The sequence below is a fragment of the Taibaiella helva genome (assembly GCF_003545695.1).
Classification (GTDB): domain Bacteria; phylum Bacteroidota; class Bacteroidia; order Chitinophagales; family Chitinophagaceae; genus Taibaiella; species Taibaiella helva.
The window spans coordinates 102,623-122,905 of record NZ_QUZZ01000003.1 but is presented as its reverse complement, the minus strand read 5'-3'; the positions used below and the strand labels follow the sequence as shown (position 1 = coordinate 122,905).

Genomic DNA, 20,283 nt, shown 5'->3' with positions numbered 1-20,283 from the left:
TCAGTTAGCAGAAAAAAAATGTCGCATATTTCCCCCGCGAAGAGGGGTATGCGACTGAAATTACACCAAAAAAAGCAGGGGGACAAATAGCGAAACCCCGAATCTATTAACAATTATTTTACAATACTCAATAAATTAAATCTTCATAAACACTGCGCAGCTCGCTCAGGGCATGGTTATCGCCCGCGGCGGCAGCCTGCTCCATACCCAGGCTATAAATGCGGACCGCCTCATCGGTATCTCCGGCACGTTCCAGCAATTTTCCCAGATGGTAATAAGTAGCGACATATTGCGGCGACCGTTCAAGGTTCTGCTCAAAGCAGGAACGGGCTCCGCCATCATCTCCGGCTTTGATATACTCCAGCGCCAGCGCATGGAGCAGAAAACTATCTCCCGGGCTATCCTTCAGAAAGGCCTGCAATTGTTCTATCCTGTTCATACATTCAAAAGTAATAATTATCATTTTATCATCGCGACGGAATGTACGCCAATGCTTACCAGGCAATAACTAAAAAAGCTATTTTTGTCCACATTAAACTATCAACAGCGCTTTATGCAACAACAGGAAGGATTTAAGAAGTATTTGCCGCATTTGTGGGCCATCGGTATTTTTCTGGTGATCAGCTGTATCTTCTGCTACCCTGCCCTCCAGGGAAAGATCCTGGATCAGCACGATACCAAGTCGTGGCTGTGGAGCTCCAAGGAATCCCGCGATTACATGGAGAAGACCGGGCATTACCCCCAATGGACCAACAGCACTTTCAGCGGTATGTTCCAGGCAACACCTTCGGGCGCCAATTGGTACGGTAAAGTCCTTGAGGTCATCTTTGCCAGTGTAGAAAAGACGCCTGTATCCTTTTTCCTGCTGGCCATGCTCTGCTTTTACGTGCTGGCTTCCGTGCTGAAGATCAACCGGTGGCTGGGCGTCATCGGCGCCGTTGCCTTTGCCTTCAGCACCTACAATCCAACGCTTATTGCTGCAGGACACAATACCAAAATGATTGATCTCGCCCTTTTACCAGGGCTTATGGCCGGGATTATCCTGGCTTACCGGGGTAAATACTGGCAGGGAGCAGCTATTACAGGCATTTTCCTGGCGCTATTCCTTATGGCCAATCACCTGCAGATCATTTTTTATTCCATTTTCCTGGTGGCAGCTCTTTCGGTGGCCGCGCTTGTTGACGCTTTGCGTAAAAAGGAAGGTGCCAGGTGGTTGAAGGCATCCCTGGTGCTGGCACTGGCAGCCGGAGCGGCCTGCCTTGTGAATGCATCATCACTTTTACAAACGGAAGAATACAGCCATTATTCCATTCGCGGCGGCGCCAGCGAACTTAAAGAAAAAGGAGCCGCGGCTCAACAAGAGCAATCTACCGGCCTCGACAAGGAGTATGCTTTTTCATGGAGCAACGGGCGTGCCGAGGTATTAAGCATATTGGTGCCTAATCTTTATGGCGGTTCCAGCAATGAAAATATCGGGGAAGATTCCCACTTCGGGAAAAAGCTCGCCGACATGGGCGCCGCTCCCGACGCCATAGAAATGATGACCCGCCATTCCAGCCTCTATTGGGGACCGCAGCCTATGCTCTCGGGCTCTATCTATTTCGGTGCGATCATCTGTTTCCTGTTCGTGCTTTCCCTGTTCGTTATCCGTAACCCCTATAAATGGTGGCTGGCCGGCGCAGCGGTTTTCTTTATGCTGCTTTCCATGGGCAAGAATTTCTCCACGCTCAACTATTTTCTTTTTGATCACCTGCCCCTGTTCAACAAGTTCCGTTCGCCCAACATGGCGCTGAGCCTTAGCTCGGTGATCTTCCCGCTTATGGCGATCTGGGCGCTGAATGATATTTTCAATGACAGGATCAGCAAGGAGGAATTGCTGAAAAAACTGAAGCTTTCGCTGCTGATCACCGGTGGTCTTTGTGTCCTTCTTCTTATCGCCACCCAGACTATGATGGACTTCAAAGGTATGCGGGACGATCAGATGGCGCAGCAGTATGGTGGCGAAGCCGGTAAAGAGCTGGTAAAAGCCTTAAGAGAAGACCGTGCTTCGCAGGCCGCCGGCGATGCCTTTCGCAGCCTTATTTTTGTATTGCTGGCCGGGGCCGCTCTTTGGGCCTACGACAAGGGAAAGGCAGGCCGGAATACGATTATTGCTGCGCTGGGTGTGCTGATCGTTATCGACCTGCTGCCGGTAGGTTATCGCTGGATGAACACCGATAATTACCTGGATGCTGAAGAATTCCAGGCGCAGAACTTTGCTCCCAGCCCGGCCGATGCCCAGATATTGCAGGATAAAGACCCTTATTACCGGGTATTCGACATTTCCAGCGGCGACCCTTTTTCGGAAGCTAAGCCATCCTATTTTCATAAATCGGTAGGTGGCTACTCTGCCATGAAGATGCGTATTTACCAGGACCTGATCGAGCACCAGATCGGCAAGCTGAACAGCGCCGTCCTCAACATGCTCAATACCAAATACCTTATCGTGCCACCGCAGGGACAAAACCAGCCCCCGGGCGTTGTTCCGAATCCCGGCGCCCTGGGCAATGCCTGGTTCGTATCCCAGGCAAGATGGGTACAGACCGCCGATGAAGAAATGTCGGCCCTCAATGCACCACCCATCAATAATCCCGGCGATACAACAGCAGGCTCCTTCAACCCGGGTCAAACGGCGATACTGCGCGAAACACAGAAAGCGATACTGGGCAACTACACTTTTGGCAAGGATTCTGCCGCCTATATCAGGCTGCAGCCCAACGGCTATGCGCCGGACCACCTGAAGTTCGAGTCGAACAACAGTAAAGACGGCCTGGCCATTTTCTCCGACATATACTATCCCCTGGGCTGGAAGGCCACCATCGATGGCAAGGAAACGCCGATAGCAAAGGCCGACTACGTGCTCAGAGCCATTAAGGTTCCCACCGGCAAGCATATAATCGAGTTCCACACGGTACCCACACCTGCTATGGCCAAAGGCGACCGGCTGACCCTTATCGGTTCTATCCTGCTCACGCTGCTGCTGGCTGCCGGAATTTATTTCGGCCTGAAAAAAAAGAATAAGCCGGCTGTCGCTCCTGGGAATAAGGTCTGATGACATTATGCACATTCTTAACAATCCCCCCGGAATGAAGTTTCATTCCGGGGGGATTGTTTTTCAGGAGACAAATTGCCGGAAACCTTTATCAATAAAGGTTGAAGACCCTACCTTTAACCAGCTGTTATCCTTATAATTATTTCTTTGTTACCTATAGACAGATGTTGATAACTTGCCCGGCCGGGAATAGGTTTATTCCCTTATATTTGTAAAAACCGTACGCTTATGTTTAATGACGATTCCTGGGACGACGATGAAGAAAACGGCTCAATTGAAGATCTGCTTCGGGATTATGAGCTGATAAAGAATGGGAACAAAAGCCGCTTTTTAGACGAAGAAGATTACGAGTACATTATCGAGTATTTTTTTCAGAATAATAATGAGGCCGAGGCCGTGGCTGCCTGCGAACTGGCCCTGTCTTACTACCCCTATTCCACTGCAATCTTACTGTCCAAGGCCGAGATTCTTTTCCAGGCACAAAAATACGGGCAGGCGCTGCATGCCCTTGATGCGCTCGATAGCCTGGACCAGGAAAATGTGGAAGCAGTGCTGCTGCGTTCCGACATTTACCTAGCGCAATACAAATATGACCAGGCCGCTCTTCTGCTGGAAGAAAAGTGCAATCGCTTTGAAGGTCGCGATAAGATCGAGCTTATGCTGGAGCTTTCCGATGTATACGATGAATGCGAGGATTTCGAAGCGGTCTTCAATATCCTGAAAAAGATACTGGAGCTCGATTACCAGAACGAAGAGGCTTTACACAAGATCAGCTTCTGGGCCGACTTTGCCGATATGCAGCAGCAAAGCGTAGAACTGCATACCCGCATCATAGATGAAGACCCCTACAATGCGCTGGCCTGGTTCAACCTTGGCGCCGCGCTGCAGGGTCTTAAAAAGCACGAAGAGGCGATCGACGCTTATGAATACTGTGTGGCCATCGACGAGAAGTTTGAGTTTGCCTACCGCAATATGGCCGATGCCTATATGCGCTTGCACTGGTACGACAAGGCGATCGAATCGCTGGAAAAGAACCTGGAGCTGGGCAAGCCTGAAGATGTGATCTTCGAAGCCATGGGACATTGCTTTGAAAAGCAGAAAGACTTCGATCGTGCCCGTTATTATTACCGCCAGGCGGTGCAATTAAACCCTGCTGACGACGGCATCTTTTACAGAATAGGGGAAACCTACTCCAGGGAAAAGCAATGGGAAAAAGCCATGAAGGCTTACTCTGTTGCCCTCAATCTTAATAAGGACAATGCAGCCTATTCGCTGGCCATCGGCAACTGCCTTATGGAGCTTGAAGCTTATAACGAAGCGCTGGTATGCTTCATCAATGCCGTTCGGCTGAAGCCCAACAATAAATCGCACTGGATCGCGCTGGTAAAGGGACTGTACAAAGGCGGTGATTTTGAAGAAGCGCTTACCCAGGTGCTGCTGGCCAAAGAAACATTGGGCAATAAGCCCGACCTGAACTACTACCATGCCGGTATCCTTTTTGCCCTGGGCAAATCGAAAGAAGCCCAGCTTTACCTGGAGCAAGCCCTTGAAGAAGCACCCTCCCGCCTGAAGCTGCTTACCGAGATCAATCCCGAAATCCTGCAACGCAAAGCAGTGGCCGACCTGGTTGCCCGCAGCAAGCGAAAAAAATAGCAGAAACAGCAATATTGTCGTTTCTTACTAAAAAGGCGCTGCTCTATAACGGAGCAGCGCCTTTTTAGTAAAATGATTTGGCCACTTATTTACGCACGCCTATAGAATAATAGACACAGGTGGTTACGAAATTGCGGAAGAAAGGCAGCCAGAGCAGAGGCTTCCACTGTTTGCGGGGCTTGAGTCCGAACTTATACTTGTAAATCGGATTGATAAGATAAGCCTGCTTATGCAGGATCTCCAGCTGGCTACGCCGTACGATGCGCTCAAAACGCTCGATACTGATCTGCGTATCCCATATCTCCGTCAGCTCTTTTATGATTCCCTCCGACTCTCCCGCCATCTTCAGCACACGGCGGTACAGCCCTTTGGGTAAAATATGATACCAGGGCAGCTTACTGGTCCACTTACCCTCACAGATCTGCTGGTGACCGCCAAAGGGCATGTACCAGGGCGGGAATCCAAAGAAGATCTGCCCGCCGGGCGCCAGTAGCGTGGCCAGGTATGGAATAAAAGATTCCTGGTCGGGTACATGTTCAATCACATCCTTAAGGATGATGACATCAAAGAACCCGCTGTACTTCGTCCTGAAATCTTCGTCGTAAATATTTTTGGTTTGCAGCACTACCTGTCCGCGGCTCAGTTCATCAGCCAGGTTTTCCTTAGCCAGCACAATACGCACATCGTTAAGATCGACGCCGACACAGAAGGCCTTCCGGTCCAGGAAAGGCTTCAGCACACCCCCTTCCGCGGTCCCTACTTCCAGCACTTTTGTCTGTGCTCCTATTTTCGTACTGGCCTCGATAAATGGAAGAACATACTGTTCCGAATTATCTACTTGTTGCTGATAACGTACTTTTGGATTGATATGCTGTTCCAGAGCCATGGTTCTTGCATCACTTTATAGCGGAGGCAAATATAACCAGCCTTTCCTATTATCCAAAATGCTTTATTTCCCACGATGACGCTTACAGGAGCGCAGAGAACCAGCATCAACGGGATGGAATAAAACCCGGAGCAGTTCCCTGGCGCTGCTGCAATATTTTCCCCGAAACCCCATCGAGCAAGTAATATTGCTCATAGGACCGGCCATTATGCTCAGCGACCCAGGTCAGCCGCCATACATATTGCTTCAGCGTCGTATCGTAATCCCGCTTTACGGAACCCGTCGTCCTGAGATCAGCGCCCTTTTGCCCGGCAAAGTCCAGCACCTGCCGCAAAGTAAATGGATAGGATTTGTCTTTGTCCGTTTCCTCGATCATTTGTCCCTGTGCGTTCCATCGGCGCCATATACCCATCTCCAGGTAATCGTTGAAGTACGTGCGCGTTGCCCTCAGCCGGCCTTCCCGGTCAAATTCTGAAGTTTCTTTTATGGCCTCCAGCCGGTCTTCCTCCGTACGGGCATAACCGGCGATCAACGTTTTGTTATAGCCTTCATCCAGGTAGGCAGGGTCGGGAATGTAGGCTTCCCATATAAAATGATCTTTATCCGGCGCATGGCCTTCGTATTCCGGGTCGGCTTTGATTTTCTGCTCGTAGCGGGCGATATCGAAATGTTTCATAGGTATGGGGTTAGCGGCTACGGTATCCGAGTACTTTGCCGGTGTATCTTTGCCGGGCGCCTGCTGCGCCGGAGCAACACCGTTACAGGCCGCAAGCCCACATAGGATAGCCGCCGCGATCATATATTTTAAAGCATTTTTCTGAGCTGATCCCATTGCCATTTAAACAGTTGTATTCCTTTTATTCTCGTGGAGTGACTGTTGTAATAATCCATAATATTATCGGTGCTGTACTGCCTGAACACATATTTGCTGCCGTTGACAAAGGAGTGCTGGAATCCCGAAGTATGCAGCAGCTCATGGGTTACCGTATTGTCGCCGGAATCAGCAGAGGTACCTGTTGCACGGCAGGTAGCCTGTATATCCAGGATGATGACGCTTCCTTTTTTGCTTTGCTTTTTGCCCGGGATACCCGACGCCTGTCCCAACAGGTAGCCATCGCTTCCGCATTGATGCAGCCGCAGCACTTCGGCCAGGAAATACACCTTCAGGTAGCCATCGAAGGTGCTGCCGACCATTTTGCCGCTGGCCGTTTTCCGGGTAGCCAGCTTCTGATCCAGCTCCGTCAGCAGCGCCCAGGTTTCCTCTTCCAGCAATTTACGCAGTCGTGCATGGTCTTCAAATACAAGGCTGCTGTATTGCACTTCCGGCGTTACATAAGCCTGCCGCAGGTATTTTTCAAGCCGCGCTTTTTCACCTGTTGTTTTGCCGGTACGGCCGCCTGAAGTCACCCGCACAAAAAGGACTTTCATTTTACGGTGGAACTTAGGATGATTCCGCACGACGACAAGCCGGCCGGCCAGGCTGCGTTCTTCGCCTTTAATGGCATAGACCTCGATAAATTCATCAACCTCAAAATAGCTCAGGCAGCTGATCTGCAAAGTATCAGCCAGCTCCTGTTTTCCCTGTGCAAGAGGCAGGCTGTCATGCCCCTTCAGGCTGAACTTTTCTTCATTGTAAACCCACTCGAAACGTTCGGGCGCTTCTTCCACCTCCAGCTTCAGGGTCAGCAGCGCCGCTTTTCCGGGCAGCAGCGACAAGTAGGGCACACAGTAAAGATAGGGCTTTTGGTTGCCATACAATTTCCAGGGCACGCTGAAGGTTTTGAACTCGCGTTGCAGCAAGGTATCATACTCCTTGGTCGATTGCCTGAATTTGGGATTACAGAAGTCCGGCATACCATTCTTTTCCGGATATTGGTAATAGCCCATAATATCTCTGTACCAGGTATCGCCTTTCAATCCCGAATCGCCCATGCGCACCCAATCGAAGCCGAACTCGCCGCTCCAATGGCTATGCGGCCTGAAGTTGACCAGACAGCGGGCGGCCAGCTCTTCCGGCGGGCGCAGCGGCGTATCGCCGATCAGAAGGTCGACACCTTTTTCTCCTTTGCTATTGACCCTCCCCGCTGCCTGTAGCTGTGCGTCGCCCTCTTCGGCGATCCAGGTGATGGCCGGCGCCTGCTCTACGATTTTTTTCCCGGCACTGAAAATAATATTACCCATTACGGCATCCTGTCTTTTGCCTAAAAGTAGGATGCCCGGCAAAACCGAGACCGGCGAGATCAATATCCGTCGCCATTCTTTTAAAATCCGCAGGTCATTTGATTTGGCGCCCACGAAGCAAGACTATATTTTCTTATGATGCTACAACATTCGGCTCCTGCTGAGCCTTTATAATATAGATAATAATATGACCATCCGCCAAGCGCGCTGTCTTATTAGGAGCTTGGCACCTGAGTATAAGTCATGCAGTAACCGGTACTGATGGTCCTTCTGATCCTATGATTTCCCTGCCCGGGCATAAACATCCTTTCCAAAAGAAACACAACCAAAAAGGGCTGACCTTATGGTCAGCCCTTTGGATACATTGCAAACAGAAAGTATTTAATTTACTTTGATCGAAAATACATAGTCTCTCATTTTCTTCACCTGTTCGGTACGGTCTATCTTGTTCATCCTGTTGTGCTCGGGCAGGTACAGGCCTGTCGATTTCGGGAGGGATTGTACCAGCTCAATCAGGGCGTCGGCATGTACCGCGAATGTCGTTCCGGTCGTATTGCTTTGCTTGCCGGTAATAAGACCAATCACCGAACCGTATTTATCCAGCACCGGGGAGCCGCTCTGGCCGGGGTTAGCGGTCATTTCCAGCTGGTAAGAGCGTGTATCGCCATCATAGCCATTCTCACAGCTCACATAGCCTTCATTATAGACCACCTCATCCTTGGGATAGCCGATGGTAAACACCCGCTGGCCCAATCCGGCCGCAGGCTTGGCAATATTATAGGGTAAGGGTGTTTTTCCAAAGCGGTAGCTCTTGTCCTCCAGCTTCAGGATCGCGATATCGGCATTGGGTTCCCAGGCAACTTTGTAGGCCCGCATATCGCCCTTCCGGGTTTGCACATAGATTGCATTGGCATCCTTTACCACATGGTAATTGGTAGCAATATAGCCGTCGTTGGACAGCGCAAAACCCGTACCGCCATAAACAGCTATCTCTTCTTCCGTCGTTTCGGCCGGTTTATTCTTGTTCAGGCTATCGATGATCTTGGATTGGGAATGCTTGATATTGTTGATCTCCCTGCGCAGCTCACGGTAAGTATTCTGATCGGTCTTGTTGTCTTTCTTATTGAGGAAAAACATGGTACCCAGGGAAGAAAAAAGTACCAGCGCTGCTGCTGCCGATACGGTACGCAGGTATTTGCCGAAGGGGATGACGCGTACCGGCTTCGTTTCCGGAACGGATTCCCGCCACTCGGAAGGATTGGCCGCCACCGAACCGATCAGGTTACGGATCTCCTTCCTTTGTGCATGCGTATCAAAGGTCCTTAATATATCCAGGGTCTGGGCCCAGTGCCGGTACAGCTGCGGGTCGGCATCCAGCGCCCTGTTCATTTGCGCCAGCTCGGCCTCGCTCAGTTCCTGTTTCAGGTACCGCTCGGCCCACTCGCTTATATTGTGCTCGGTAATCATGATCTTATCCTCCGTTTTCGGGCGGCTATGGAAATAGCCGTGGGTCAGGTTAGTTTTTAATCTTTACGCCGGCGGCAAAGAAAATCTTCCGCAGGCGGGTAAGGCATTTATACTTCTGGGTTTTCGCATTTTCGGCATTGGTATAATGAAAGGCCGCTGCGATCTCCTGCATATTCTTCTTTTCTTCGTAGAAGGCTTTGAGCAAGGCCGCACAGGGTTCCCCCAATTGCGTCATGGCCAGCGCCAGCTGCTCATACTGCTCTTCTTTTTCCAGGTAGAGCCGAAGGTCTTCATCGTAAGTGCCGGGCTCATTGCCCTCATCGTCTTCTGCCAGCTGGTAATAGGTTGCCGACCGCTCCATTTTCTTGAACCACAATCGTTTGCATATCGCGAAAAGGTAAGTGCTCAGCTTACAGGTGAGGCAGAATTCTGTTGAACGCGCTTTTTCAAACAAAACGACCAACGCCTCCTGGAACACATCTTCCGCATCTGCTTCCAAGCCCCCACGGCTCAGTATCCATTTGGTTAGCACCGTATGATATAGCTTATATATCGCCGCTACCGCTTCCCTGTTACCGGCCGCCAGGCCCGTTAGTAATTCCGTATCCGTATAAAACACCTTCGTCACTTATTAATCCGATTAATATGGAAAAGTAACCCAAAATTGCGACAAAAATATTTTTTTGAAAAATCGGGTTACCTTTTTTCCAAACGGGTATAAATGGTCAAATAACTTTTCAAAAAAACTAAAAAATTCAACAAATGAAAGCTGTTAAACTGGGCGTTTTTGCTCTTGCTCTGGGTTTCTTCGCTGCTTCTTGCGGTAATTCTACTGAAAATGCTGCTTCTGGCACTGACACTACTGCTACTCAAGAGGCTCCTGCTGAGACTCCTGCTGCTACAGAAACTCCGGCTACTACTGCCCCCACAGATACTACTGCTACCAGCACTACCACTACTACAACTACTACTGATACAGTAAAAAAATAATTAAAACGGCCAATTGTTTTAATTTTACTACAAGCCGCTTTTCATAAGCGGCTTGTTATTTTCCCCCTTCTTCCGTTTCCTCCTTCGTCCCCCAACAGGAAACTTTCTTCTCGTTTTGCTTTCAGGTCTTTTTTCATATTTCTGCTTCACAGGATCGCTCTATTGATTTGTTAGAAAACATTTAATTTAAAAAATATGAAAACCCTTCCCATCATGGCTGCTACAGCCATCACCCTCCTTATGTCCGGCTGTGCCCGGTACGATGCTCAGAAAGAAGCAGCGGCTCTGTCCGAAACTGCAGCTGCGGAAACCGCCGCTTCTGCAGACAGCGCATTGACGACAGCGCCGCAGCGGCAGTTTATCCGGACTTCCAACATGAAATTCCGGGTGAAAAATGTGGCTCAAACCACCTATCAGATCGAAGAACTGACACGAAAGGCCGGCGGCTTCGTGACGTACACGCACCTCGAGAGCACCACAGACGCAAGAAATGTAAAAGCGGTGAGTGCCGATTCCGCCCTGGAAACCCTGCATTATACAGTAGTCAATAACATGACACTGAGGGTGCCCAATATGCTCCTCGACAGTACGCTCAATGCGATCGCCGCCCTTGTTGATCACCTGGACTACCGAACCATTAAGGCCGATGATGTCGCCTTGCAGATCAAAGCCAACCAGCTGGCCCAGGCCCGTGCCACCAACTATGGCAGCAGAACCAGGACAGCGATCAATAACCGGGGACGTAAGCTGCAGGAAACTGTCGCTGCGGAAGAAGCCGCTACCGTGCGACGCAGGGAAGCTGATGAAGCGGGCCTGGCCAACCTGTCTCTGCAGGACCAGGTCAGCTACAGTACGGTAAGCCTTTCTATTTACCAACGCACCGAAACGAAACGCTGGATCATTCCCAATGATGATAATGCCGACGATTACCGGCCGGGCTTCGGCCTGCGCCTGGCGGAATCACTGAAGGGAGGCTGGCATTTGCTGCAGGATGTAGTGATCCTATTCAGCCGCTTATGGATCTTTCTCTTGCTGGGTAGCATTGCTTATTTCCTGTACCGCCGGTACCGGCCGCGGAAAAGTGGTTGCTAAATAAATCCTATTGCGGTCGCTGTGCATTGGGCTTCTGCTCCAGGTAATCAGTTTGCTGCAGAGAACCGAGCCGCAACCGCAGCGGCACCTTCGTAGCTTTTTCCAGCTTCCATTCAACCTTGCAGGCCGCGCCGAGCTCGCGGTAATAATTGTACTTCAGGCCCGCCGGCCTGGACTGGGGCGCCCGGGTAGCAAGAGAATCGGCATGCTGTATTTTCTGCACAGGCGGTACATACTGCGCCCGGCTGGTATTGACCATGCAGAGGAATAGCAACAGTATAGCATAGATTCTGTATAACATGACCGTTCCGTGACTTCAAAGTTACTTAGAAAAGGCGCTGGGATTTCCTGATGTCTTTTTTAATATCCGGCCATCTTGCTTGCCCTTTCTCAAGAAGCATAGAAAATTTCCATTTGCATTTTTTATGTATTGTTCTTACCTTTAGGCCAATGCGCTTTTGCAGACCATTCTAAATTCAACGACGAATGAAAAAGGTGCTCTTGACTACAGCATTGGTGTTCGGTAGTATATTAAGCACTCTCACTGAGATATCTCTTCCCTATAGCATCTCGGAACAATACGCTTTACCTAACGGTTGTATAATGACACTCTCCGGCAACGGCACGATTACAGTTAATGGAGACAACGTTGCAGTGCAACTGTTTCATTCAGTGACGGCTGTGGTGAGGTTTCAAATGGCTCTATAAATATTACGTAGATGGCATCTGGTGAGAATACCCCCCGATATCAATGGACGAAACGAAGAAAGTAAACGCTATTTGCTAGCTCATGCTGATGTAGTGCAGGCTTGCCAGGAGCTTATAGAGAAAATACACTCCACCTCCGGCCATAATTCATTTCATTCCAGGGATAGAGCTCATCAAGTAGAAATTATTTTCTATACGTTACATTCTCCTTCTCTGCTTTATGGGTTGCCTGACATCGAAAGGCCAGCACTATTACTTCAAATACAGGACCAGCGCGGATTCCACTTATCCTGCAAAGGCAAATGGCATAAGCGATAATTTCACCACGGTTTGGGCCGCTCATTTAAGGGAACGTATTGATACAAATTTGTACGCGGAAGGATACGCTTCTAAAGATACCCTCTTTAATGATATAGATGCAGCTGGATAGAAGGCATCATAAAAAAGCGCCGCAGGAAATTCCCTGCGGCGCTTTTATCTTTTTAACAGATGCGGCTAGCATTTTTCTGTGGCACAGTCCTTGGTCACCGGACCGCAGGCAATATTGGTGCAATGGTTGCTGCCTACGCAGCCGGGATCGGTAGCGGTGGCCCCACCCTGGATGACTTTTTGACGGCTTTGGTCCAGCGCAGCGATCATGTCTTTGTTCAGGAGGAGCTTTTTTCCCAGCGTGATTTTCTTTTTCATCAGCGTGTTTGGTGTTGAAAGTGAAGAAATATTTTATCTCTTCAAAATTAACCGCGGCCCCTGTCTGCGCCAATCCCGCCTTCCCGGTAATTTTCGGCTACCGTCTTTCTTTGAAGAAGCGCTTCATCAGCTGCGCGCACTCTTCGGCCAGCACACCCCAAGTCAGCTGGGTCTTGGGATGAAAAACATGCTCCGGCTCATGGTCGGACTTCTCCTTTACATAACGGCGATAACCGTTCTTATCATCACGCGCGCCGTAAACGATGCGTCCTATTTTGCTCCAGTGCAGCGCGCCGCAGCACATAAGGCAAGGCTCTACGGTTACATAGAGCGTCCCTTCGGGCAGATATTTGCTGCCCAGCTCGCTGAAAGCGGAAGTCAGCGCAATCATTTCGGCATGAGCTGTGCAATCGTTCAGCAGCTCAACCTGGTTATGCCCCCGGGCAATCACCCTGTCGTTCCATACCACTACCGCGCCTACCGGCACTTCGCCTATATCATAGGCCTTTTGTGCTTCCCGCAGCGCCAGCTTCATATAGTGTTCGTCGGTCATGATCTTCGGCTTAAAAGGAGAAGGCCGGCAAGCGGCCGGCCTTCGGTATTCTTCAAAATTACTTATTTCTTTTGTTTCAGCTTTTGTGCCTGGGCCTTCTGCATTTCCTCCAGGCGTTGCTGCCATTTGGAAGTAGAAGCCGGCTTGTTTCGGTTTTCCTGGATCTTCCTGTGGATCTTCTCTTCGTTGATCACAAATTTCTGGATGATAAACTGCTGCAGGATGCTGACCAGGTTGGAGAAGGTATAATAGAAGGTCAGACCGGAAGCCATGCTGTTGAACCAGCCCAGGAAAAGGATGGGCATGATGTAGGGCATATACTTCAGCATTTGCGCATTGGCATCATTAGCGCCCGGCGCACCGGCGGTCATATTCTTGTTGTATACCGCCAGGAACAAGCTGGAAGCGGTCATCAGCAGGGTAAACAGGCTCACGTGATCGCCATAGAAGGGGATATTGAAGCCCAGATTCAGGATAGAATCATAGGTCGAAAGATCCTTGGACCACAGGAAGTGCGACTGGCGCAGCTGGATCGCGGTAGGGATAAAGTAATAGACTGCCAGCAGGAAAGGCATCTGCAACAGCATGGGCAAACAACCGCCGAGCGGGTTAACGCCCGCGGTACGATAGAGCTTCATCTGCTCCATACCCATCTGCTGCTGGTTGTCGCCATACTTGGCCCGCAGCTCGTCCAGCTCGGGTTTCAGCACCCGCATCTTTGCCGAAGACAAATAGCTTTTATAGGTAAAGAAAGAGGTGAACAGGCGAATGATAAGCGTAAGACAGATAATGATAAGGCCGAAGCTGCTGATAAAGCGGCTGAGGATGTCGAAAATAGGAATGATCATCCACTTGCTGATGTACTTCACGAAGAAGAAGATACCAAAGCCGAGGGGAATCATTTCCTCCATATCGATCTTATAGGACTTCAGCACTTTGTAGTCGTTCGGCCCCATATACCAGCGGAAGCCGAATGAGAAATCGTTTGAGGCCTTTACCGGTATGGTGAACCCGCTGGCATTGGTGGCTACGATATTGGTATCGGCTGGCTCTTTGCCATCAAAGCTTCCGGTCTTAAAGCCCTCGTCTGCGATCAGCACCGAACTGAAGAAGTGGCTGCGTACAGCCATCCACTGCACCGGCTGATCCAGGCTCTTGGTGGGCGTACGGGATACGGTAAAATAATCATGATCGCCGTCTTTCATGCGGTAGTGCACCTGCATGTTCATCCGCTCGTTCTTCAGGTCCTTTTCGGTGTGCAGCACTTCGGTATGCCAGCTCACAGGGATGTTCTGTATCCCCGAAAGGTCCTGCTGCAGGCCGATCAGGCGCAGATTGGCGGTCATCATATAACCTTTGGCCGGCAGGGCATAGTCCAACACAATGCTCTGGCCGTTGGCGACGGTGGCGGTCATCCGCAATTGCTTGCCGCCATCGGGCAGGGCGCTGATCTGCGGTGTAAAATAAAGCTGATCGGTCAGCAGCGTTTTGCCGTTGACCGGCACGCTGAAAGAAAGCTTGTTGCCTTTATTGCCTTTAAAAATGGAAAGCTGGCCGCCGCTGTAGGTTTTGAAACTATCGAGACTGGCTTGCACCGGGTAGCCGCCTTTGGTGCTGAACTGCAGGCTCAGCTCACCGTTGGATAAGGTTACCAGCGATTCGCTGCCTCGGAAAGCGGCGGGCAAAGTGCTATCTACCACGCGGGATGCGCTGTCGGCAACTGCTGCTTGTTGCGGCAGGGGGGTAACCGGCTTACGGTTGGCTGCCATTGCTACCGAGTCGGCATGTTTTTGCTCGAGGTATAATTTCTGCTCGTGGTTGTTCCAAAAGATGTAACCGGCGCCCAGGGCAACCAATAACACAAACCCGATAATTGAATTACGATCCATGAAATATTTTACTGCAAATTTGTGCGCAAAGGTAGGTAATATTCGTCAGGCGTACTGTATTTTTCGGTGACCGGCAGGGACATAGAGGCAGACGAGGTCTGCGACCCGGTAAAAAAACAGCCCGCGCGCTGTTTTGAACTACAGCCAAAGCCGGATAGCGGGGCTGCTTTCAGGGCTTTACATTTTTTGCACGCTGCGGCAATACCCCGTGCATATATCAATCCGACGTAGTACCTTTGACCCCGCAACCAAAAAAAAATTAATGGGAAAGATTCATGCAGCCATTACAGCTGTGGGAGGCTATGTGCCGGAGTACATTTTAACCAACCAGGAATTAGAATCTATTGTGGACACCTCCGACGAGTGGATCACCAGCCGCACGGGCATAAAAGAACGCCGCATTCTCAAGGGCGAAGGGCTGGGCACCTCTTATATGGCTACCCAGGCAATAAACAACCTGTTGCAGAAGAAAAATATCGACCCCGCATCTATCGACCTGCTGATCTGTGCTACGACAACACCCGACATGCAGTTTCCTGCAACGGCCAACCTGATCGCGGCCAATTGCGGCATGACCAATGCCTTCAGCTACGATATCAGCGCTGCCTGCAGCGGCTTCCTCTACGCGCTCAATACAGGCGCTCAATTCATTGAAAGCGGAAGAAATAAAAGAGTGATCGTTGTCGGCGCCGATAAAATGAGCTCGATCGTAGACTACCAGGACCGTACCACCTGCATCATCTTCGGCGACGGCGCCGGCGCTGTATTGCTGGAGCCTTCGGAAGAAGAAGTAGGGGTGCTGGATGCTATCCTGAAAAGCGATGGCAATGGCTGGGTACACCTGCACCAGAAAGCAGGCGGCTCTGTAAAACCGGCCTCGATCGAAACAGTGATGGCCAAAGAGCACTATATCTACCAGGAAGGACAGACCGTATTCAAATTCGCGGTGAAGAATATGGCCGATGTATCGGCGCAGATCATGGAGCGCAACGGTCTTAGCGGCGACGATGTGGCCTGGCTGGTACCGCACCAGGCCAACCTGCGCATCATCAGCGCTACGGCAGACCGCATGAACCTGCCCGAAGAAAAGGTAATGCTGAATATCCAGCGCTACGGCAATACGACCAGCGGAACGATACCTTTGTGCCTGTGGGAATGGGAAAGCCAGCTGAAAAAAGGCGACAACCTTATCCTGGCAGCCTTCGGCGGCGGCTTTACCTGGGGCGCCACCTATGTCAAATGGGCCTACAACAGCTAAAAGTATTTTAAACGCATAACAAAGCCGGCATTGATCTGATCAATGCCGGCTTTTGTTATAAAACAAGCTTCCTGTTAATCTTTCTTCATGTCAATCCCCTCCAGTGCACAGAAGAAGGCATAGCGCAGGGCAACATCCTTCAGGTAATCGAAGCGGCCGCTGGCGCCGCCATGACCAAAGTCCATATTGGTCTTCAGCAGGATCACATGCTTGCCGGTATTGTTGACCCGCAGCTTTGCCACCCATTTGGCCGGCTCGAAATACTGGACCTGGCTATCGTGCAGTCCTGTAGTGACCAGCAGGTTGGGATAATCCCTGGGAATCACATTGTCTACCGGCGAATAGCTTTTCATATAATCGTAGGCTTCCTTATTCTTCGGATTACCCCATTCATCAAATTCATTAGTGGTCAGTGGAATGCTTTCATCCAGCATGGTGGTCACCACATCGACAAAGGGCACGTCGGCTACCACACCGTTGAACAGGTCAGGACGCATATTCACGATCGTACCCATCAGCAGCCCCCCTGCGCTGCCACCGCTGGCATACAGGTGCTCCTTGCTGGTATAGCCCTGCGCGATCAGGTATTCGGCGCAGTCGATAAAGTCGGTAAAGGTATTTTTCTTCTTCATCAGCTTCCCGTCCTCATACCATTGACGGCCCATTTCCTGGCCGCCTCTTACGTGAGCAATGGCATAGGCAAATCCCCTGTCGAGCAGGCTGAGGCGTGCGCTGCCAAAGGAAGCATCGAGACTGTTACCATAGCTGCCATAGCCATACAGCAGCAAAGGCTGCGTACCGTCTTTTTTAAATCCTTTTTTATATACCAGCGAGATCGGTACTTTGGAACCATCTTTTGCGGTAGCGATCAACCGCTCCGTTACATATTGTGTCTTGTCGTAACCTCCTAAGACTTCCTGTTCCTTCAGCAATTTCTTTTGCCGGGTATTCATATCGTAATCGAAAACGCTGGTTGGCGTAGTCAGGGAAGTATAATTGTAGCGCAGCACTTCGCTGTTGTAGTCCGGGTTAGTACCGACGTAGGCGGTGTAGGCAGGCTCTCCGAAATCCAGGTAATAGCTGTCATTATTCTTCAGGTTACGGATATTGAGCTGGACGAGGCCGCCTTTCCTTTCGCTGATCACCAGGAAATTGCGGCAAACATCCACACCTTCCAGCAGCACATCTTTCCGGTGCGGGATCAGCTCCTTCCAGTGGCTTACGTCCGTCTGATCCAGGGGCGTTTCCATCAGCCTGAAATTCTGCGCGTCTTTATTGGTCCTTACCAGGAAGTGATCGTTCTGATGACTCACATCATACAGCACATCCTGCATCCTGGGTGCGAATACCTTAAATTCCGGCCGGAACACATCGGCTTCGGCATAGCGTACTTCAGAAGACATTGTCGCTTCCGAAGTGATGAAGATATATCGCTCCGATTTACTTTTACCGACATTGATGTAATTGCTTTTATCCTTTTCCTCATACACCAGCTCATCGGGCGCCATGCTGCCCAGCGTATGTCTCATGATCTTTTCCGACAGCAGGGTCACCGGGTGCTTGGCTGTATAGTAAATAGTCTTATTATCGTTGGCCCATACCCCATAGCCTTCGGTATTGGGTATTGCGTCAGTGTATATTTCTCCGGTCTCCAGGTTCTTGATATGCAGCGTATACTGGCGGCGGCTTACCGTATCGACACCGTACAGCAGCAGCTTATTATCGGGGCTCACCGAGGTGCTGCCTATAGCATAATACGGATGTCCCTTAGCCAGCTCATTCACATTCAGCAGTATTTCTTCCGGTGCGCTCATAGCACCCTTCCTGCGACAGAGAATGTAATATTGCTGTCCTTCTTCAAACCGGGTATAATAGAAATAACCCTTTTTGAAATAGGGCACGCTTTCGTCCTTTTCTTTGATACGGCCTTTCATTTCCTGAAACAGCTTCTCCTGGAAACCACTGGTACCGGCCATCATCGTGTCGGTGTAAGCGTTCTCGGCCTTAAGGTAGTCGACTACTTTGGTACTGTCGGGGCCTTTGAAGAAATAGTCGCCCATCCAATAGTAATCGTCGATTCGTTTGTCGCCGAACCGGCCGACATCTTTAGGTTTTTTTTCGGCTACCGGCGGTTGAACCGACGGCCAATGATAAGGTTCTTTATGCACAGTTGACGTGTTTTTGCAGGATGGAAAAAGCAGCGCTGCAGCGCCGGCCAGGATTAACGATCTCATACATGGGTTCAGTTAAAGATGATAACGAGATAACAATACAAACTGGAGTCAAAAGGGAAAGTTAGGCAAACAACGCGGAATATTGCAGCCCTGGCCGGGGGATAATAAGGGGGAATTTGCCGAAAGTCGCATAAAAAAATGCCCGCCTTTTGAAAGGCGGGCAGGAAGTATCAGGTCAATTGATCAGGCATTGTCCATTTTGGCGGCGATCAGCTTCTCCAGGTAAGTGCGCAGCGCCGGTATCTTTACTTTTTCCGTTACGTCGAAGGCGAAAGCGTTGACCATCATATTTCTGGCCCTCTGCTCGCCGATACCACGGGTCTGCAGGTAGAAGAGCGCATCTTTATTGATCTGCCCTATCGTGGTACCATGGCTGCATTTCACATCGTCGGCAAAGATCTCCAGCTGGGGCTTGGCATTAACCGAGGCCTTTTCGCTGAAGAGAATATTATTGCTTTGCTGGAAGGCGTTGGTCTTCTGCGCATCCTGGTATACATAGATCTTACCGTTGAACACCGCTTTGGACTGGTCCAGCAGCACTCCTTTGTACAGCTGGTTGCTCTCGCCGTGCGGATACTTGTGATGCACTTCGGTATGGTTGTCGACCAGCTGCCGGTCTGCTGAAAGGTACAACCCGTACAGGTGACTTTCCAGTTCAGGTGCGTTCAGGTGCAGCACCAGGTTGTTGCGTACAAGATCGGTGCCCGGCAATGTGAAGGTATAGTTGCTGTAATTGCTGTGCTTTTGCTGAGTGGCTTCCACACGCTGTACAAAGCGCATGCCTTTACGGCCGGTCTGTATATCGTAATGATGGAAGTGTGCATTTTCACCTACCGCGATCTCGGTCACCCCATTTACAAAAAGGGCATGACCGGCGTCATCGGAGATTGTCGTCTCTATGATCTCAACGGATGCATTGGGTTGGATCACCACCAGGTGGCGGGGCTGCACGAAGACAGGGCCGCCGGCCAGCAGCACGTTCACCAGGTGCAGCGGCTTATCCAGCACGCTTCCTTTGGGCGCTTCGATGTAAAGACCGTCGTTATACAGCGCGGTATTGAGCGCAACAAGGGCATTGTCCTTTAAGGTAGCGATCTTTCCGAAATTCGCCAGGAAAGCGGGTTCCTGCTCTGCCTGGGCAAAAGGCAGGATGCGCAGCAGCTCCGGCGCCGGCAGTACCGATAGCTCGGCATTGATCTTCCCGTTTACGGTAACCAGGCGGTAAGCTCCTTTCTGTTCGCCTTTCAGCGATTGCTGCAATTCCTCCAGGTGGTGTGCTACCAGCGCTGCTGTTTTACCAAACTCTTCAGGGGTAAGCTCCTGGGGGATCACGTCCAGTTCATAATCCTCTTTCAGGAAAGGCAATATATTGGTATACTTCCATTCTTCGTTGCGGATAGAAGGGAAGCCCAGCGTTTTGAAAATATTGAAAGCCTCACGGCGCAAAGCCTGCAAAGCTTCGCTGCTGCTTTGCAGCGAGGCAATTTCAAACTTCGCTGCGATGCTCTCGTATAAAGGCGTTTCCAATTGATTGATCATTATCATTATTGAAATTTTTCAGTGCTGCACGAATATCCTGCCCGGGCAGAACCTT

The 20,283-nt window shown here is 50.4% G+C and carries 17 protein-coding genes; 5 read left to right on the top strand and 12 right to left on the bottom strand.

Going from position 1 to position 20,283, the window contains the following annotated elements; genetic code table 11:
- Positions 1-127: 127 nt before the first annotated feature.
- Positions 128-439, bottom strand: coding sequence for a heme biosynthesis protein HemY (locus DZC79_RS05920; protein ID WP_118950637.1), 312 nt, complete (start codon positions 437-439; stop codon positions 128-130).
- A gap of 114 nt (positions 440-553) precedes the next feature.
- Between DZC79_RS05920 and DZC79_RS05915 the strand changes: the two genes are divergently transcribed.
- Complete coding sequence (locus DZC79_RS05915) at positions 554-3,091, top strand: YfhO family protein (RefSeq protein ID WP_118950636.1); 2,538 nt, start codon at positions 554-556, stop codon at positions 3,089-3,091.
- Between the two features lie 228 nt (positions 3,092-3,319).
- Positions 3,320-4,744 (top strand): tetratricopeptide repeat protein, encoded by a 1,425-nt coding sequence (locus DZC79_RS05910; RefSeq protein ID WP_118950635.1) that lies wholly within the window; start codon positions 3,320-3,322, stop codon positions 4,742-4,744.
- An 85-nt stretch (positions 4,745-4,829) separates the two neighbouring features.
- Here the strand turns inward: DZC79_RS05910 and DZC79_RS05905 are convergent, their stop codons facing one another.
- The 5 genes from DZC79_RS05905 to DZC79_RS05885 all read right to left on the bottom strand — a co-directional run bounded on the left by DZC79_RS05905 (position 4,830) and on the right by DZC79_RS05885 (position 9,906).
- Positions 4,830-5,630, bottom strand: coding sequence for a class I SAM-dependent methyltransferase (locus DZC79_RS05905; protein ID WP_118950634.1), 801 nt, complete (start codon positions 5,628-5,630; stop codon positions 4,830-4,832).
- Positions 5,631-5,736: 106 nt separating this feature from the next.
- Positions 5,737-6,429 (bottom strand): hypothetical protein, encoded by a 693-nt coding sequence (locus tag DZC79_RS05900; RefSeq protein WP_118950633.1) that lies wholly within the window; start codon positions 6,427-6,429, stop codon positions 5,737-5,739.
- Positions 6,430-6,434: 5 nt separating this feature from the next.
- Positions 6,435-7,811, bottom strand: coding sequence for a zinc metalloprotease (locus DZC79_RS05895; RefSeq protein WP_118950632.1), 1,377 nt, complete (start codon positions 7,809-7,811; stop codon positions 6,435-6,437).
- 381 nt (positions 7,812-8,192) lie between these two features.
- Positions 8,193-9,278: a S1 family peptidase gene (locus DZC79_RS05890; RefSeq protein ID WP_118950631.1), complete on the bottom strand. Its 1,086-nt coding sequence runs from the start codon at positions 9,276-9,278 to the stop codon at positions 8,193-8,195.
- 49 nt (positions 9,279-9,327) lie between these two features.
- On the bottom strand, positions 9,328-9,906 hold the full coding sequence (locus DZC79_RS05885) for an RNA polymerase sigma factor (RefSeq protein ID WP_118950630.1): 579 nt from the start codon (positions 9,904-9,906) through the stop codon (positions 9,328-9,330).
- A 134-nt stretch (positions 9,907-10,040) separates the two neighbouring features.
- Between DZC79_RS05885 and DZC79_RS05880 the strand changes: the two genes are divergently transcribed.
- A complete protein-coding gene (locus DZC79_RS05880; protein WP_118950629.1) occupies positions 10,041-10,268 on the top strand; it encodes a hypothetical protein in 228 nt (75 codons plus the stop codon).
- Positions 10,269-10,463: 195 nt separating this feature from the next.
- Entirely contained in the window at positions 10,464-11,360 is an 897-nt protein-coding gene (locus tag DZC79_RS05875) for a DUF4349 domain-containing protein (RefSeq protein WP_118950628.1), read from the top strand.
- Positions 11,361-11,367: 7 nt separating this feature from the next.
- On the opposite strand, the gene DZC79_RS05870 is transcribed toward DZC79_RS05875, so the two are convergent.
- From DZC79_RS05870 to yidC, 4 genes are all read right to left on the bottom strand, one after another.
- On the bottom strand, positions 11,368-11,661 hold the full coding sequence (locus DZC79_RS05870) for a hypothetical protein (RefSeq protein ID WP_118950627.1): 294 nt from the start codon (positions 11,659-11,661) through the stop codon (positions 11,368-11,370).
- A 902-nt stretch (positions 11,662-12,563) separates the two neighbouring features.
- Positions 12,564-12,755: a class I lanthipeptide gene (locus DZC79_RS05855; protein WP_118950624.1), complete on the bottom strand. Its 192-nt coding sequence runs from the start codon at positions 12,753-12,755 to the stop codon at positions 12,564-12,566.
- A 97-nt stretch (positions 12,756-12,852) separates the two neighbouring features.
- The gene (locus DZC79_RS05850; RefSeq protein ID WP_118950623.1) at positions 12,853-13,308 is read right to left on the bottom strand and encodes a nucleoside deaminase; all 456 of its coding nucleotides are present in this window, start codon (positions 13,306-13,308) and stop codon (positions 12,853-12,855) included.
- A gap of 62 nt (positions 13,309-13,370) precedes the next feature.
- Positions 13,371-15,197 (bottom strand): membrane protein insertase YidC, encoded by a 1,827-nt coding sequence (yidC, locus tag DZC79_RS05845; RefSeq protein WP_118950622.1) that lies wholly within the window; start codon positions 15,195-15,197, stop codon positions 13,371-13,373.
- A gap of 262 nt (positions 15,198-15,459) precedes the next feature.
- Between yidC and DZC79_RS05840 the strand changes: the two genes are divergently transcribed.
- A complete protein-coding gene (locus DZC79_RS05840) occupies positions 15,460-16,455 on the top strand; it encodes a beta-ketoacyl-ACP synthase III (RefSeq protein WP_118950621.1) in 996 nt (331 codons plus the stop codon).
- 74 nt (positions 16,456-16,529) lie between these two features.
- Here the strand turns inward: DZC79_RS05840 and DZC79_RS05835 are convergent, their stop codons facing one another.
- Together DZC79_RS05835 and sufD are read right to left on the bottom strand one after the other, a co-directional pair.
- A complete protein-coding gene (locus DZC79_RS05835; RefSeq protein ID WP_118950620.1) occupies positions 16,530-18,689 on the bottom strand; it encodes a S9 family peptidase in 2,160 nt (719 codons plus the stop codon).
- Positions 18,690-18,872: 183 nt separating this feature from the next.
- Positions 18,873-20,228, bottom strand: a complete 1,356-nt coding sequence (gene sufD, locus DZC79_RS05830) for a Fe-S cluster assembly protein SufD (RefSeq protein ID WP_157976954.1) — start codon at positions 20,226-20,228, stop codon at positions 18,873-18,875.
- Positions 20,229-20,283 lie beyond the last annotated feature (55 nt).